This window comes from Gilliamella sp. BG7, assembly GCF_046635565.1.
In the GTDB taxonomy this organism is placed as follows: Bacteria; Pseudomonadota; Gammaproteobacteria; order Enterobacterales; family Orbaceae; genus Gilliamella; species Gilliamella apicola_P.
In genome coordinates this window covers 109,829-127,767 of record NZ_JBIDFB010000006.1, presented here as the reverse complement: position 1 = coordinate 127,767, position 17,939 = coordinate 109,829, and the positions used below count along the sequence as shown (strand labels likewise).

12 protein-coding genes, 1 tRNA gene, 1 pseudogene and 1 other annotated feature are annotated in these 17,939 nt (G+C 35.9%); of the genes and pseudogenes, 13 read left to right on the top strand and 1 reads right to left on the bottom strand.

Translation table 11 applies throughout. The features are described 5' to 3' along the window. From ACGH49_RS05890 to truB, 12 genes and pseudogenes are all read left to right on the top strand, one after another. Positions 1-1,600, top strand: a pseudogene (locus ACGH49_RS05890) (hypothetical protein); the annotation flags it as partial. A 203-nt stretch (positions 1,601-1,803) separates the two neighbouring features. Continuing rightward, positions 1,804-1,889: a sequence feature (Trp leader region), on the top strand. 54 nt (positions 1,890-1,943) lie between these two features. Continuing rightward, positions 1,944-3,506: an anthranilate synthase component 1 gene (locus ACGH49_RS05885; protein ID WP_411588593.1), complete on the top strand. Its 1,563-nt coding sequence runs from the start codon at positions 1,944-1,946 to the stop codon at positions 3,504-3,506. Continuing rightward, positions 3,506-5,137, top strand: a complete 1,632-nt coding sequence (gene trpD, locus ACGH49_RS05880; RefSeq protein ID WP_411588592.1) for a bifunctional anthranilate synthase glutamate amidotransferase component TrpG/anthranilate phosphoribosyltransferase TrpD — start codon at positions 3,506-3,508, stop codon at positions 5,135-5,137. Before ACGH49_RS05885 ends, trpD begins: the two co-directional genes overlap by 1 nt. A 15-nt stretch (positions 5,138-5,152) precedes the next feature. After that, positions 5,153-6,535: a bifunctional indole-3-glycerol-phosphate synthase TrpC/phosphoribosylanthranilate isomerase TrpF gene (trpCF, locus tag ACGH49_RS05875; RefSeq protein WP_411588591.1), complete on the top strand. Its 1,383-nt coding sequence runs from the start codon at positions 5,153-5,155 to the stop codon at positions 6,533-6,535. A gap of 26 nt (positions 6,536-6,561) precedes the next feature. Further along, positions 6,562-7,755, top strand: a complete 1,194-nt coding sequence (gene trpB / locus ACGH49_RS05870; protein WP_065590104.1) for a tryptophan synthase subunit beta — start codon at positions 6,562-6,564, stop codon at positions 7,753-7,755. Beyond that, positions 7,752-8,558: a tryptophan synthase subunit alpha gene (gene trpA, locus ACGH49_RS05865; RefSeq protein ID WP_411588590.1), complete on the top strand. Its 807-nt coding sequence runs from the start codon at positions 7,752-7,754 to the stop codon at positions 8,556-8,558. Before trpB ends, trpA begins: the two co-directional genes overlap by 4 nt. Positions 8,559-8,776: 218 nt before the next feature. Further along, positions 8,777-8,853, top strand: a tRNA-Met gene (locus ACGH49_RS05860). 191 nt (positions 8,854-9,044) lie between these two features. Continuing rightward, positions 9,045-9,506, top strand: a complete 462-nt coding sequence (rimP, locus tag ACGH49_RS05855) for a ribosome maturation factor RimP (protein WP_065560173.1) — start codon at positions 9,045-9,047, stop codon at positions 9,504-9,506. 16 nt (positions 9,507-9,522) lie between these two features. Then, positions 9,523-10,998 (top strand): transcription termination factor NusA, encoded by a 1,476-nt coding sequence (gene nusA / locus ACGH49_RS05850; RefSeq protein ID WP_411588589.1) that lies wholly within the window; start codon positions 9,523-9,525, stop codon positions 10,996-10,998. A 17-nt stretch (positions 10,999-11,015) separates the two neighbouring features. Beyond that, on the top strand, positions 11,016-13,679 hold the full coding sequence (gene infB, locus ACGH49_RS05845) for a translation initiation factor IF-2 (protein WP_411588588.1): 2,664 nt from the start codon (positions 11,016-11,018) through the stop codon (positions 13,677-13,679). A gap of 66 nt (positions 13,680-13,745) precedes the next feature. Next, complete coding sequence (rbfA, locus tag ACGH49_RS05840) at positions 13,746-14,123, top strand: 30S ribosome-binding factor RbfA (RefSeq protein ID WP_065560170.1); 378 nt, start codon at positions 13,746-13,748, stop codon at positions 14,121-14,123. A gap of 67 nt (positions 14,124-14,190) precedes the next feature. Then, a complete protein-coding gene (gene truB / locus ACGH49_RS05835) occupies positions 14,191-15,096 on the top strand; it encodes a tRNA pseudouridine(55) synthase TruB (RefSeq protein ID WP_366940240.1) in 906 nt (301 codons plus the stop codon). 482 nt (positions 15,097-15,578) lie between these two features. Here truB and ACGH49_RS05830 read toward each other — a convergent pair whose 3' ends face one another. Further along, positions 15,579-16,625 (bottom strand): LacI family DNA-binding transcriptional regulator, encoded by a 1,047-nt coding sequence (locus tag ACGH49_RS05830; RefSeq protein WP_065560166.1) that lies wholly within the window; start codon positions 16,623-16,625, stop codon positions 15,579-15,581. A 266-nt stretch (positions 16,626-16,891) separates the two neighbouring features. Here ACGH49_RS05830 and ACGH49_RS05825 point away from each other — a divergent pair, with 266 nt between their 5' ends. Beyond that, positions 16,892-17,902, top strand: coding sequence for a hypothetical protein (locus ACGH49_RS05825; RefSeq protein WP_411588587.1), 1,011 nt, complete (start codon positions 16,892-16,894; stop codon positions 17,900-17,902). Positions 17,903-17,939: the final 37 nt, after the last annotated feature.

Here is a 17,939-nt window from a genome sequence, read left to right as displayed (position 1 = left end):
GAATATTGAGCAGGCAGAATTATATTATAACAAGGTTAAAAAAGAGGATAATGCCGGAGCCTATGCTCTAGCGCAATTTAATTTAGGTAGGATTTACCATTTTAATAAAGATAAAAAAAATATAGCAGAGGCAGAATTATATTATAACAAGGTTGAAAGAGAGGATAATGCTGAAGTCTATGCTCTAGCACAATGTAATTTAGGTAGGATTTACCAAGATGAAAAAAATGAGCCTAAAAAGGCTTATAAAGCTTTTTTACAATGCTGTAATAGTAACAATCCTGTTATTTTTAATGTAGCTAATTGTGCATTAGGAGATTTTGTTTATTTTGACAAAAAAACTACTAATTCAAAACCAGCTTTAGCTGGTGATTATTATCAAAAGGTGGGTTATATAAATGAATTATTCGAAAATTTTGTGATAGCCCAAATCATGTTAGCCGTATCTAATATTGAAGAAAACGATTTATTTAAAACTAGAGAGGAACGAGATAAGTTAGTTATCAAGCCTATTTGTCAAATAAGAAAATTAACTGAGAAAATTCAAAAGGAATTGCTTGTTACTTTTAAATTAGGCAAGTCAAAAAGCAAACCTGCGCAACAATTTGAACGACGGGTTGCACACTATACCAATCCTAGTGTGTTATTTGAGCTTTTAAAAAATGATAGTCATGTTCGTTTAAATGTTGTCGATTTTATGAATGATCCAACCGAAAACCAACTACTCAGCAATTGGTTAGGTATGAACAACGATCCCAATAGTGAAATAAAAAGTTTTTTAACCAGTTTTACCTTTAACCATAACTGTTTAAATCAATTTCGTTTATATGGCAATGAAAACAATATTATTGGTTCAGGTGTTAGTCTGGTGTTTAATGAATCTTTTTTTGGCAAGGAAGTTGAAAATAGTATCAATCCTGATAGTGTTGCTCTTTTAAGTTATGATACAAAAGTGAAAGTAACCAAAAGCGATTCTGAAGAGAATAAAGATGATGGAGACTCTAACAATATATGTTCTTTAGAGCCTTTACCATTATTCCGTTGTCTCTATTTTGATCCTAATAGTAAATATATTAGTATTGCAAAACGTAATAAATTTTCTTTTTACTTGGAACACCAAGGTAGTCCACCTAAGACGATTGAGGAGGAATGGAATAATTATATAGACTCATTGGGTGAAGAAGATAAAATAGCAAAAATTCGAAATAATTTAAATAAGATAAGGGAAATCATTAAAAAATTAAAAGGAAAAAAGAAGTTGAAAGCACTTAGCAATCTCGATCAATTAATCAATTTAGCAATAATGCCCATTTCTTGCTTAATTAAACATGCGGCGTTTGAAGACGAAGATGAATGCCGAATGATTTATATTACCCATATTGCTGATAAAAAAATTCAAGCACCAGCTGATTATGATTATGCCAATAGTTTGTTTGTGAATTATGGTCAAAAAGTAGAAGGTTATCTTGATAAGATCTATTTAGGGCCACAGTGCCAACCTTATCATAAATTGTGGATTACAAACCATGTTAGGAGGTCGAAATCAGAATCAAAACTTAAGCACATTAAAGTTGTGCAATCGGAAATGCCATTGCGCTAATTTTGGTAAAAGGACGCATACATTTTTGTTGTGTCCTTTATAAAAAATCACAATCACTCACCCATAGCAATTTTATTGCTGTGCACAAAATATTCACTTGACATTACATCATTGAACTAGTTTAATAGTACAAAATTTATTTTTAATCGATAAAAATTATGAAAGCACAATATTTACATCTTATTACTCGTCAATTCACCAGCTTTGGTTGGTGGTGCGTTACCTTTTGCGGGTGATGTAATGATGTATTGTCTTTTTTACACAACCCGCTTTATGCGGGTTTTTTAGTTTTTGGATGTTAAACGAATCAGCTAAATAAAAATTTAAATGTAGAGAGCCAACAATGAATAAGCCGACATTAACACAAATAACCCAAACCATTGGTTATTATCAAGATCCAACTCAAGTGTTTTATCAATTGTGCGATAGTAAACCGGCAACGTTGTTACTAGAATCAGCCGAAATTGATAATAAGCAAGGAATTAAAAGTGTCATGATTGTCGATAGTGCATTACGTATTTCGGCAATAAATAATGAAGTGACTTTTAAGGCATTGACCACAAATGGTGAAAAGCTATTACCTTTATTACAACAGGCTTTTACAGACAAGTTAGATAATGTACAAGTGGATGAACAAACACTTAAATTGGTATTTCCCACTATTGATAGTATGCAAGATGAAGATTCAAGATTAAAGTCGCTATCAGTTTTTGATGCATTACGCACATTATTGACTATTGTGAATATCCCTGAACAATGTGGTCAAGATGCGATTTTTGTTGGTGGGCTATTTTGTTACGACCTTGTCGCTGGATTTGAAAATTTACCTAATTTACCTACAGAGCAGCGTTGTCAAGATTTCTGTTTTTATTTAGCTGAAACAATATTAGAAATAAATCATAAAGATCATAAATCCATTTTAAAAACGACGGTTTTCACTTCTGATTCAAAAGAAACTGAGCGCTTAACACAACGGTTAACTAATTTACAAGCAACATTAAATAGCCCAATGAAAGCCATCCATACTCAGTCCCTTACTAATATTGATGTGACATGTAATAAAAGTGATGATGATTTCAATACAGTTATCAAAAAAATGCAAGATGCAATTGAGCAGGGGGAAATTTTTCAAGCAGTACCTTCACGGCGTTTTAAATTACCTTGCCCTGAGCCATTATCGGCTTATCAGGTATTAAAAACCAATAATCCAAGCCCTTACATGTTTTATATGCAAGATAGTGATTTTGTGTTATTTGGAGCCTCACCTGAAAGTGCACTTAAGTATACTAAAGCAACTAATCAAGTTGAAATCTACCCAATTGCCGGTACTCGTCCACGTGGATTAACCACAAATGGTGAAGTTGATTTTGATTTAGATAGTAGGTTAGAACTTGAAATGCGCACCGATAAAAAAGAACTAGCCGAACACTTAATGTTAGTTGATTTAGCGCGCAACGATTTAGCGCGTATCTGTAAACCCGGTACTCGTTATACTAAAGATTTGTTAAAAGTGGATCGTTACTCTTTTGTGATGCATTTAGTTTCGCGTGTGGTTGGTCAGTTACGCAGTGATTTAGATGCGCTTCATGCTTATCAAGCCACTATGAATATGGGAACATTAACAGGAGCACCCAAAGTTCGTGCGATGCAATTAATTGCTGAATCAGAAAAAGTTAAACGTGGTAGCTATGGTGGTGCTGTTGGCTATTTTACCGCGAATGGCGATCTTGATACCTGTATTGTGATTCGAAGTGCCTATGTCGAAGATGGCATAGCGACAGTACAAGCTGGCAGTGGTGTGGTGCTAGATTCAAAGCCACAATCAGAATCTGATGAATCACGTAATAAAGCACGTGCAGTTATTCGAGCTATCATGGCAGCGCATAATGTAGAAGGTGTATTCTAATGGCTAATATCTTATTTATTGATAATATTGATTCTTTTACTTATAACTTGGTCGATCAATTACGTAATAGTAAGCATTGTGTGACGATTTATCGAAATACTATCCCTGCAAATGTAATTATTGAAAAATTGTCACAAATGCAAAACCCTATTTTAATGTTATCACCAGGTCCAGGAGCGCCAAGTGACGCTGGATGCATGCCAGAACTGTTAAAACGTTTAAAAGGTAAATTGCCTATTATTGGTATCTGCCTTGGTTATCAAGCTATTGTGGAATCCTATGGTGGAGCGATTGTGCCAGCTGGCGATATTTTGCATGGTAAGGCATCTTTAATTGAGCATGATGAGCAAGCGATGTTTAAAGGATTACCAAATCCGCTACCGGTGGCTCGTTATCACTCTTTAAAAGGTGAAAATATTCCAAAAACACTAACCATCAATGCGCTTTGCAATAATATTGTAATGGCAGTTCGTAATGATGAGGATCGGGTTTGTGGTTTTCAATTTCATCCAGAATCGATATTAACCATTCAAGGTGTAGAATTATTAGAACAAACTATTAAATGGGCACTAAATCCTCCACAAAAACAAGAGAAGCCAAAACAGGAAGCTATTGTTGATAAGCAAGAGTATAATATTCAACCTATTGTTAATAAATTATATTTAGGGCAAACCCTTACACAAGAGGAAAGTAAAATACTATTTAATTTAATTATTCAAGGTAAGATTGAACCAACTGTATTGGCTACCGCAATAATTAGTATGAAAGTTCGTGGTGAAAAACCGGATGAAATAGCAGGGGCAGCTTTAGCATTGCTTGAGAATGCCGATCATTTTGATTCTCCAGACTATGATTTTACTGATATTGTTGGTACTGGGGGGGATGGCACCAATAGCATTAACATCTCAACAGCTAGTGCTTTTGTGGCTGCAGCATTGGGTTATAAAGTGGCTAAACATGGTAATCGTGGTGTATCAAGTAAATCAGGCTCTTCCGATGTGCTTTCTGCCTTAGGCATTAAATTAAATATGTCAGCACAAACATCTCGTCAGGCATTAGATGAACTTGGCGTGTGCTTTTTATTTGCCCAGCAATATCATTCAGGTTTTCGCCATGCAGCACCAATACGCCAACAATTAAAAACTCGGACCATTTTTAATGTGTTAGGGCCGTTGATTAATCCATCTCGTCCTAAACGTATTTTATTAGGCGTGTATCATCTAGATTTGATCCAACCGATTGCTGAAACATTAAAAATGCTTAATTATAAACATGCTTATGTGGTGCATGGCGCAGGTATGGACGAGGTTGCTATTCATGGCGAAACTGACGTTGCTGAAGTTAAAGATGGTGAAATTCGTTATTTTACGCTTAAACCTGACGATTTTGGCTTGCCAACATTTACCTTAAAAGATATTGAAGGGGGTACACCTGAGCAGAATCGTGATATGTTAATTGCCATTTTACAAGGTCACGGAAAACCAGCACACCAATCAGCAATTGCCGCTAATGTTGCGATGTTAATGAGCTTATTTGGCGAGTCAAATTTAAAACAAAATGCACAACGGGCAATTGAAATGATGCAAAGTGGTAAACCTTATGCATTATTACAACAACTAGCAGCAAGATAATAAGTGGAGAATAACATGGCAATTGCAGCATTAGTAAAAAATGTTGAAATGGCAACAGTACTAAAAAAGATCATTGACGATAAACAAACATGGTTAACTGAGCAGTTAGCAGTAAAGCCAATTAATACCTTTAAATCAGCGATATTCCCTAGTGATCGCAATTTTTATCAAGCGCTAAATCAACCTAAAACGGTTTTTATTTTAGAGTGTAAAAAAGCGTCGCCATCAAAAGGATTGATTCGGGATGATTTTTATCCAGCCGCTATTGCTAAAGTTTATAAAGATTATGCTTCAGTAGTTTCAGTATTGACTGATGAAAAATATTTTCAAGGTAGCTTTGAATTTTTACCCATAGTTCGTAATGAAATCACACAACCCGTGCTTTGTAAGGACTTTATTATTGATGAATATCAGATCTATTTAGCGCGTTATTATCAAGCTGACGCAGTACTATTAATGCTATCTGTATTGACGGATGATGAATACCGTCATCTAAGTAACATTGCTCATAAGCTCAATATGGGGATATTGACAGAAGCTAGTACTGAAAACGAAGTTGAAAGAGCCATACAACTGGGTGCGAAAGTAATCGGTATTAATAATCGTAACTTAAGGGATTTGACGGTTGATCTAAATCGGGTAAAAGCCTTATCCAAATCAATTCCTAACGATCGCATTATTATTAGTGAATCGGGTATTTATACTCACAATCAGGTTAAAGAACTGAGTCGTTTTGCAGATGGATTCTTAATTGGCAGTGCGTTAATGTCTGAACCAAACTTAACTTTGGCAATTCGTAAGGTGATGTTAGGCGAAAATAAAGTATGCGGTTTAACACGTCCCGAAGATGCTGTTAGTGCTTATCAAGCTGGTGCAGTTTATGGTGGTTTGATTTTTGTCACAAATTCAGCACGTTATATACAGCCAATTAAGGCTCGAACAGTTATTGTTGCAGCACCGCTTAATTGGGTTGGTGTATTTCGAAATGAAGATATTGAAACCGTATGCCAAATAGCAAAACAGTTATCTTTATATGCAGTGCAACTGCATGGAGATGAAGATGCAAACTATATCAAAACATTGCGCCAAGAATTACCCAAAACTTGTCAAATTTGGCAAGCATTAAGTATTGATGGTGCTGTACCTGAACATGCCAATCCATTAGTGTCTCGTTATATCTTTGATCATGGTGCAGGCGGTACAGGAAAAAGCTTTGATTGGTCGCTACTTGATAATCAAGATCTAAATAATGTCATTTTAGCTGGAGGCATTAATCCAGAAAATATTAAATCAGCTTTAGCGACGAATGTGATTGGTGTTGATCTTAATTCAGGGGTTGAAGTTTCACCAGGAGTTAAAGATAAACAGAAAATCCAAGCAGTATTTGAACAAATTTAATTTTTTAATTTAAAAAAGGAATGGTTATGTCTAAATTAAATCCTTACTTTGGCGAATTTGGTGGGCAATATGTCCCGCAAATATTAATGCCAGTGCTTGAACAACTTGAAGATGCTTTTATCTCTGCAATCAACGATCCAAACTTTCAGAAAGAGTTTAACGATTTATTAGTTAACTATGCTGGTAGACCAACAGCATTAACTTTATGTAAAAATCTAACGGCAGGCACCAAAACCAAGCTTTACTTAAAACGAGAAGATTTAGTGCATGGTGGTGCACACAAAACTAACCAAGTTTTAGGACAAGCATTGCTTGCTAAAAGAATGGGCAAAACTGAAATTATAGCCGAAACAGGTGCAGGGCAACATGGTGTTGCTTCGGCTTTAGCCTGCGCACTACTTGGCTTAAAATGCCGAATTTATATGGGTGCAAAAGATGTTAAACGCCAAGCACCTAACGTATTTAGAATGCGGTTGATGGGCGCAACAGTCATCCCAGTTGAAACGGGATCAGCAACGTTAAAAGATGCGTGTAACGAGGCATTACGTGATTGGTCTGGCAGTTATGAAAAAGCACATTATATGTTAGGTACTGCAGCAGGTCCGCATCCTTTTCCAACAATTGTACGTGAATTTCAACAAATGATCAGCCGTGAAGCTAAACAACAAATCCTTGAAAAAGAAGGACGTTTGCCTGATGCAGTCATTGCCTGTGTTGGTGGTGGTTCAAACGCAATTGGTATGTTTGCTAATTTTATTGATGATAAATCCGTCAAATTAATTGGTGTAGAGCCAGGAGGTCATGGGATTGAAAGTGGCGAACATGGCGCTTCGTTAAAGCATGGTAAGCTTGGCATCTATTTCGGTATGAAATCACCGATGATGCAAACGGAAGAAGGACAAATTGAAGAATCTTATTCAATATCGGCAGGGTTAGATTTTCCATCAGTTGGTCCACAGCATGCGTATTTAGATAGTATTGGTCGTGCTGATTATGTGTCAATTACTGATGATGAAGCGCTTGATGCATTTAAAGCGTTATCACGGCATGAAGGTATTATTCCTGCGTTAGAATCATCACACGCATTAGCTTATGCTATGAAAATGATAAAAGAAAATCCAACTAAAGAACAGCTACTAATAGTTAACCTGTCAGGGCGTGGCGATAAAGATATCTTTACCGTTTATGATATTTTAAAAGCAAAAGGAGAAATAGAATGAGCCGTTATCAAAAACTGTTTGCAACATTAACAGCCGAAAAACGAGGTGCTTTTGTTCCTTTTGTTCCAGTTGGTGATCCAACGCCAGAACTGTCATTTAAAATCATTCAAACTTTAATTGAATCTGGCGCTGATGCACTAGAGCTAGGGATCCCATTTTCAGATCCTATGGCCGATGGTCCAACTATTCAAAATGCCAATATTCGGGCATTTAAAGCAGGAATAACAGTTGAAAAGTGTTTTGAAATTTTAACCAATGTCAGAGCGCAATACACCAATATTCCAATAGGATTACTTATTTATGCTAATTTAGTTTTCAAAAATGGTATCGACGACTTTTATGCCAAGTGTGCCAAAGCGGGAGTTGATTCAGTATTGATTGCTGATTTGCCAGCTCAATATGCACAAGAATTTACAGTGGCCGCCGAAAAATACAATATAGCACCGATTTTTATTTGTCCACCAAATGCTGATGATAAAGTCATTCAAAGTATTGCTAAGCAAGGCAAAGGTTATACCTATTTGGTATCACGAGCAGGTGTTACTGGTGCTGAAAATCGAGCTAACAAACCGCTTACCCATCTGATCAAAAAATTAGTTGAGTTTGGCGCTCCACCTGCGTTACAAGGGTTTGGTATTTCAGAACCGACTCAAGTTAGCGAAGCGATTAAATCCGGTGCAGTTGGGGCAATTAGCGGATCGGCAACAGTAAAGATTATTGAGAAAAACCTCGACAATCCCGAACAAATGCTTAGTCAATTAGCCAAATTTGTTCAATCAATGAAACAGGCAACTAGCAAGTAATTTATATTACTTTATGGTACTAAATAGTGGGCACAATAATAGGCTTGAAAATGGAATTATTGTGCCAATATAAGTTAAACAATTATGCTTAAGTTAAGTGGTATATATATTAAAATTGACGTGTAGCATATTTTTAATAATTTTAAATTTACTGATAAAATCAGTGTGATTTGCAGTTGCATTTTATTTAAAATGCCGTATAATTCTCATTCATCTATCGCGGGGTGGAGCAGCTTGGTAGCTCGTCGGGCTCATAACCCGAAGGTCGTTGGTTCAAATCCAGCCCCCGCAACCACTTAAATTTTCATTCATAAACCAATTTATCCTGTTATTGTCTGAAAGTTCGAATAAAGTGGCTTCATTATAGTTAGTTTTTGAATGTAAGCCTCGCATGTCGAGGCTTTTTTTCGTGTAGTGATTTAAGCGTAAGTTTAAAAAGAATGTTGGGCTTTATGCCCTTTTTTATTTTCTGCTGTGGAGGTTTGTTTGGCTAATATAGAACAACAATTAACCGATATTATCCAAGAGCCAGTTAATGCACTTGGTTTTGAATTAGTCGGAGTTGAATATATTCGTGGTCGTTATCCTATACTACGAGTCTATATTGATAGTGAAAATGGTATTACGGTTGATGATTGTGCTGATGCAAGCCGTCAAATCAGTGCGGTGCTTGATGTAGAAGACCCGATCAAAGATGCTTACAATCTTGAAGTTTCATCACCAGGAATGGACAGACCTTTGTTTACGCTTGAGCATTATCAGCGGTTTATTGGTGAAGAAGTTACAGTCAGTCTACGTATACCTGTTGCTAATCGCCGTAAATGGAAAGGACGAATTAAGTCTATCGATAGCCAAATGATTACATTAACTGTAGATGATAAAGATGAAGTATTTGCTTTTAGTAATATTCAAAAAGCGAATATTGTACCTAATTTTAACCTTAAATAGAGTACGGATGTAAAGGATGAATAAAGAAATTTTAGCTGTTGTTGAAGCTGTATCAAACGAAAAAGCACTTACGCGTGATAAAATTTTCGAAGCTTTAGAAACCGCATTAGCAACGGCCACAAAAAAGAAGCATAATGTTGATATTGACGTTGTTGTTAAAATAGATCACAAAACAGGTGATTACGACACTTTCCGCCGTTGGCTTGTTGTTGATGAAGTTACGCAACCAACTAAAGAAATGACATTAGACGCTGCACAATACGAAGACCCATCTGTTAAACTTGGCGATTACGTTGAAGAGCAAATTGAATCCGTTGCTTTTGACCGTATAACCACACAAACAGCAAAACAAGTTATTGTACAAAAGGTACGCGAAGCTGAGCGTGCAATGATCATTGACATGTTTAGAAATCGTATTGGTGATATTGTGACTGGAATTGTCAAAAAAACCAATCGCGATAGCGTGATTCTTGATTTAGGTAACAATGCAGACGCAATGATGTCACGCCATGATATGTTACCGCGTGAAAACTTCCGCATAGGCGATCGTGTCCGTGGTATTTTATATCTTGTAGAACAAAATAATAAACCTGCACAACTATGCATTAGCCGTTCAAACCCTGAAATGATGGAAGAGTTATTCCGCATTGAAGTCCCTGAAATTGGTGAAGAGATGATTGACATCAAAGGCGTGGCTCGTGATCCTGGCTCACGTGCTAAAATTGCAGTTAGTAGTAATGATCGTCGTATTGACCCTGTTGGTGCTTGCGTTGGTATGCGTGGTGCGCGCGTACAAGCAGTATCTAATGAATTTGGTGGAGAACGTATTGACATTGTTTTATGGGACGATAATCCTGCACAATACGTAATTAATGCTATGGCGCCGGCAGATGTTGTTTCAATTGTTGTTGATGAAGACAAACACACCATGGATGTAGCCGTCAATGCTGAAACTTTACCACAAGCCATTGGTCGAAATGGTCAGAATATCCGTTTAGCTTCACAGCTTACTGGCTGGACACTAAATGTGATGAGTAACGAAGATTTACAAGAAAAACATCATGCAGAATCTTTTGCTGCAATCAATAATTTGATTAAACATCTTGATATTGATGAAGGGCTTGCACAGCTATTAGTTGAAGAAGGCTTTACCTCACTTGAGGAACTTGCCTATGTGCCAGTTGACGAATTGCTTGAAATTGAAGAACTTGATGAAGATCTTGTTGAAGCATTAAGAACGCGAGCAAAAGATGCATTAACAACACTTGCACTAGCAAATAGTGGCGAAAAACAACCAGCTCAAGATTTGCTAAATCTACCTGGTATGACACAAGAGTTAGCTTATCAATTAGTACAACATGACATCATTACTTTGGAAGATTTAGCAGAACAAGGTACTGATGATTTAGCTGAAATTGAAGGTATAACAAACGAACAAGCTGGCGATTTTATTATGGCTGCTCGTAATATTTGTTGGTTTGCAGATGAATAATTGAGGAAAAGTAATACATGACCAAAGTATCAATAGAAACACTGGCTCAAGAAATCAATACACCAGTGCAAACACTTTTGCAACAGTTTGCTGATGCAGGTATGAAGAAATCTGCAACAGACACTGTCACACAAAAGGAGAAAGAAGCTTTGCTTGCTCATTTAAAACCTCAGCAAGGTCCAACAAAGTTAACATTGCAACGTAAGACGCACTCAACCTTAAATGTGTCGAGCGGTGGTGGCAAAAGCAAAGAAATAAAAGTAGAAGTTCGTAAAAAACGAACTTTTGTTAAACGCGATCCAGCTGAAATTGCGGCGGAGCAAGAAAAAGCACGCTTAGAAGCTGAACAAAAAGCTCGCCAAGAAGCAGAATTAAAAGCGAAACAAGAAGCCGAATTAAAAGCGCGTAAAGAAGCGGAAGAAAAAGAAAAGAAAGCTGAAGAAGAAGCGAAAAAGCGTGCTCAAGAGGAAAAAGCGAAAGCGGCACAAGAGCGAGCAGTTGATCCAAAAGTAAAAAAAGCGCAAGAAGAAAAAGCACGATTAGAAGCTGAAGCGAATGAAATTAAACGTAAAGCGGAAGAAGAAAATCGTCGAAAATTAGAGGAAGATGCCAAGCGTATGGCTGAAGAAGCTCGTAAGCTAGCAGAACAATATAATGAAGTTGATGATAGTGATCATACAGAAGATGAAGATTATCATGTGACAACCTCTAAATACGCTAGAGCAGCAGAAGATGAAACTGATCGTGAAGTTGAAAGCGCTCGTGGACGTGGTCGAAATACTAAACAAACTAAACAGAAAAAAGGCAACAAGTTATCAGAAGGCAAAGCGGAACGTGAAGAAGCTCGAGCTGTGACTCGTGGCGGCCATAATAAAAAGAAAGGTAAAAGCACGTTGCAACAAAGTTTTACTAAACCTGTCCAAGCAGTTAATCGTGATGTTGTTATTGGTGAAACCATTACCGTTGCTGAATTAGCGAATAAAATGGCAGTAAAAGGTTCCGAAGTGATCAAAACCATGATGAAAATGGGAGCAATGGCAACCATTAATCAGGTTATCGACCAAGAAACGGCACAATTAGTGGCTGAAGAAATGGGACATAAAGTGGTATTACGTCGTGAGAATGAACTTGAAGAATCACTCATGAGCGACCGTGATACAGGCGCTGAAAAAGTTTCGCGCGCACCAGTTGTTACCATTATGGGACACGTTGACCATGGTAAAACCTCATTACTTGACTACATCCGTAAAGCAAAAGTCGCATCAGGCGAAGCTGGCGGTATTACTCAGCACATTGGTGCTTATCATGTTAAAACGGCAAGCGGTGAAATTACCTTCTTAGATACTCCTGGGCATGCGGCATTTACCTCAATGCGTGCTCGTGGAGCTAAAGCAACGGATATTGTAGTACTTGTTGTTGCTGCTGATGATGGTGTAATGCCACAAACTATAGAAGCAATCCAACATGCTAAAGCGGCAAATGTACCAATTGTTGTTGCTGTTAACAAAATTGATAAACCTGAAGCTGATCCAGAGCGTGTAAAAGGCGAACTTGCACAATATGGCGTGATGTCAGAAGATTGGGGTGGTGATACTCAGTTTGTTCATGTGTCTGCTAAAGCAGGTACTGGTATTGATCAACTACTTGAAGCCATCTTACTACAAGCTGAAGTGCTTGAATTAACCGCGTACGAAACAGGTATGGCAAGCGGCGTTGTGATTGAATCATTCCTTGATAAAGGTCGTGGTTCAGTTGCAACAGTACTTGTTCAATCAGGTACGTTGCGTAAAGGTGATATCGTACTTTGTGGATTTGAATACGGTCGTATCCGAGCGATGCGTAATGAACTAGGTAAAGAAGTGACTGAAGCTGGTCCATCAATACCAGTTGAAATTCTTGGCTTGTCTGGAGTGCCATCAGCTGGTGACGAAGCTACTGTTGTACGTGATGAAAAGAAAGCTCGTGAAGTTGCGCTTTATCGACAAGGTAAATTCCGTGATGTAAAACTTGCTCGTCAACAAAAAGCGAAGCTTGAAAACATGTTTACCAACATGACAGAAGGCGATGTTTCTGAACTCAATATTGTTCTAAAAGCAGATGTTCAAGGTTCTGCTGAGGCGATTTCTGATTCATTACTTAAACTATCAACAGATGAAGTTAAAGTTAAAATTATTGGATCAGGTGTGGGCGGTATAACCGAAACTGACGCATCGCTGGCTGCTGCATCAAATGCGATCATTTTAGGCTTTAACGTTCGTGCCGATGCTTCAGCACGTAAAGTGATTGAATCAGAAAATTTAGATCTACGTTATTACTCTGTTATTTATGATCTAATTGACGAAGTTAAACAAGCTATGAGCGGTATGCTTGCACCAGAATACAAACAAGAAATTATTGGTCTTGCTCAAGTGCGTGATGTGTTTAAATCACCTAAATTTGGTGCAATTGCAGGTTGTATGGTAACCGAAGGTGTTGTTAAACGTCACAACCCAATTCGTGTATTGCGTGATAACGTTGTTATCTATGAAGGCGAACTTGAATCATTACGTCGCTTTAAAGATGATGTTAACGAAGTACGTAATGGAACCGAATGTGGTATTGGTGTGCGTAACTACAACGATGTTCGTGTTGGCGACACGATTGAAGTTTTTGAAACTATCGAAATCAAACGTACGATCTAATTACAACGTATTTGATGTTATAAGCAAGGTATAGTCCTTGCTTATTCATTTATAAGGAAAATAGATATGGCAAAAGCATTTAATCGTTCATCTCGAGTTGGGCATGAATTACAAAAAGAAATTGCAATTATCTTACAACGAGAAATCAAAGACCCTCGTCTTGGTATGGTAACTGTTTCAGGCGTTGATATCTCGCGTGATCTTTCGTATGCCAAAGTTTTTGTGACTTTTTTGAATGACGATGATCCACAAGTTATTGAACAAGGATTAACGGTACTTAATGATGCTAAAGGTTACATTCGAACCTTAATTGGCAAAGCGATGCGTTTGCGAATCATTCCAGAGATAAAATTCTTTTACGATGAGTCGCTAGTTAAAGGTATGCAAATGTCGAGTTTGGTGGCGGATGTTATCAAACAAGATAATGAGCGTCATAAAGATTAATATTAAAAAATAGTCCTGAACTCTGTAAAAAAGTTTCCGGTAACTATGTGTTTCAGTATAAAAAATGATGAATATAAAAAAAACTCGCCGTGATCTTCACGGCGTTTTGTTGCTAGACAAAACGCAAGGCATGACATCAAACGATGCGTTGCAAAAAGTAAAATGGTTATTTAATGCTAAAAAGGCAGGGCATACGGGAGCTCTTGATCCACTAGCGACAGGGATGCTTCCTATCTGTTTTGGTGAAGCAACCAAATTTTCACAATATTTATTGGATTCAGATAAGCGTTATCGTGTGATCGCCAAACTAGGAGAACGAACCGATACATCTGATGCTGATGGTCAAATTATATGTACCAAACCTGTTAAAGTGACTGAATCACAAATCAACCAAGCTTTAACACATTTTCGCGGTGATATTTTACAAGTGCCAACTATGTTTTCGGCATTAAAATATCAAGGAAAACCGCTTTACCAATATGCTCGCCAAGGTATTGTGGTTGAACGTGAAGCTAGACCAATTACCGTTTACGAAAATCAATTTATCCAATTTGATGCCATAAAAAACGAATTAACGTTAGAAATACACTGCTCAAAAGGCACCTACATCCGAACCATTATTGATGATTTAGGTGAATTATTGGGTTGCGGAGCACATGTTATTTATTTAAGGCGTTTACAAGTTTCCAACTACCCGATTGAAAACATGGTCACCTTAGAACAGCTACAAAATATCGAACTTAAAGATGATCTACTAATGCCCGTTGACAGCCCATTGCAAGATCGCCCAAAAGTTACCCTTAGCGATACGCAAGGTAAAGATATATTATTAGGACGAACCATTGAACTTGAAAGCTCCACGCAAGTTGAAACCTTAGTGCGAATTTATCAAGGCAAGCAATTTATTGGCGCTGGTATAATGCATAATAATAAATTATTGCCAAAGCGTTTAATATCAACATTCATCAACTAGTTTTGCTTAGTTTAAACCCCACTGTAAAAAACAAGCAAATAGTACAGCAGAAGTTGTGATTCTAAATTAGGTTCAGAAAATCCTTGCCTGAATTATCTTTTAATATAAAGACGATTTGGTACTCTGTTATTTTTACCAAAGCGAATTTACTACTTTTTGCTGTACTATTTTAGAGGATAGTTACAAAAGAAATTCGATCATTGTTAGAATCTTCTTATAGCGAGAAAGAACTACAAAAGATTATATTAGATGACATTGATTGTAATTATTTTTATCCAAATGAATGGTCATCTTGTCGAAATTGGTTGTTAAATATGCTTTTAAAATTAAAAAATTCATGATACCAATTTAGATGCGAAAACGACGTATCAAGGAGAGTATGAACGCAAAAAATCAGGGTTAACCGTGGCGGTGATATCATGAGAAGCGAAAGACAAGAGTAAAAACAAAATGGAAAAATGTATTTTGGGATAGTATAAGTATTAGTAAAATATTGATTCAACATTGATAATTTTATTATGTTTAATAGACCTTGTTGTGTCTTTAATAATATCACATAGTAAAGTTGCTGATTTTTGCCCCATTTTAAATAATGGTTTATTAATTCTACATAAATTATCTAATTCATTATATTTAAGTTCTTTAGAAGCGCTAAAATACGAGATAGTGAGCGGTTTAGTTAGTTTGGATTTACTTTCATTGGCTTGATGTAACGCCCCTAAAACCATGCTATCAGGTGATTGATGGTGTAGGTCTTTGTAATAAATTTCATCTAAATAAGATAAGCTAAAATTGTCGGCGCAAATTACGGCTGATGGTGTTTTTCTGCCATTTATTAATTTTTTAATAGCTGATTTAGCATGCTGATAGGTAAAACATCCTTGAATAATATATCGAGGTTCAACAGTAATATTTGCGCGTAACAAAGCTTGCTTATAACCTTTTAACAAAAGTGCGGAATCCATTGATTGGTCATTATTAAGTAAAATAGCAACTTGGGTATGAGAATTGTCAGTTAAATATTTTGTCATTTGATATCCGATCAATAAATGATCAAAGTGAACACAGATAAAATCAAGCGAAAAGTGATTAACTAAAACAATGGGTGGTAATGTATTTTTATAAGAAATTAGTGTTTTTAAATACGGGGCGTCATTGATAATAATAATTCCGTCAAATGCATTTTGGGCTACATAACGAATAATATGATGGATATCGCTTTTATTGTTATAAGGAAACTGTAAATAAAACAGTTGATACTGCTCTTTTTTTAAAAATTGCTCTAAACCAAGGTTGATTAAACTTTTTGAAAAAAGTTGATTATCAATAATTAATATCTTTTTACTGTTGTGTATTGGTTGAAAGGATTTAAAATTTTTTGATGTATCCATGTTTAATTCCTCAATAGCTCGATAAACGCGTAGTTGAGTTTGAGGGGATGTTAAATGTGGTTTTTTTAATACTCTTGAAACCGAAGCAACTGAAATATTAGCTTTTGTAGCAATATCCGATAGAGTGATTTTTGTCATATTAACGAATAAATTTTGATTAAAGTGGCTTATTACTTTACGGATATTAAGCTAATTTGTAAGGGATCAGATTTTGTTTTGTCGATCTATGTTCCAAAATATTTATCAAAGATATTAAAATCAGCTTAGATAAATATGAGTTCTCAAAAAAATACTGAAACAAAAAAGTTGATTACTAGAAAATCAGGTAAAAATTTGTGTTTTATTATTAATAAAAAAGATAGAATTGAGTCCTTATGAGATAAGGAAAGAAAAAGGAACCTTATATGATAAAGAAATTTTTACTTAGTACAATTTTGTTTACATTTAGTTATTGTGCTTATGGTCAATTACTTGATATCAACCCTAAATATCGTGGTGATCCTTTTTTTATTAGTGTTAATATGCAGCAATTGAAGCAAGATTGTGCAAAAAATGAAGATGAATATAATCAATTAAATAAGCAAGACAAGTTAAGATATGATAATCGTTGTCCGTTGAATAATTTAAAATTTGATTTTAAACAGTTAGATAAATTGATTAATGATGATCCTTTTGTCTATAATGGTAATGATTTTCAACTAAAATTGAGCATTAACCCAATTAATCCTAAGATCAAAAATGAGGACAATTTACCTAATTTGGGGCGAGATATTACGTTATCTTTAATTAGCAAAAATCAGGTAATAGATAAACTTTTTTTAGCAAATAATTCTTTTTCTAATAATCCTAATCTTTGGAATGGCTATCAGCATTACTATATTGCTCCAAGTGGCGATATTTACACATTATTGACAATAAAAGCAGAACCTATTGAGGATGAGTCTGGGACTTTTTCTACATTATGGAAGCATTATAATATTGACGCTAGTAATATGAAATTTGAGCTTAAAGAGATGCTAATTGAAATGCCAGAAGCATCTTATCAAATTATCTATCCTAATCAATTTAATACTAATTCTCACGAAGGCGCTGTTGAATATGGTTTAACATTAGAAGAGTCCATTGCACTGTTTAATCAATCAGTTAAAAATGGCCTTTCTGATTATAGTCTTGATTTTAGAGTCTATCGTTATTATCAAGATCAACTAAAGGAAAAAATAAAATTATTTGATAATAAAAAACAACAGCAAGATTCATTGTTGTCATTACAACAAAATATAAATACAACGTGTTTAATTACATCCGCGCCGATTTATGAAAGTGATATTGAACCTTATTTAGACAAAGTTTTGACTTGCTTAATTGATCAATATCGACAGGCGATCAAACACGTGGAAGATGAGTTAGCCAATTAGTATTATTTGGAAATCAATATAATAAGCGAGAATAAAT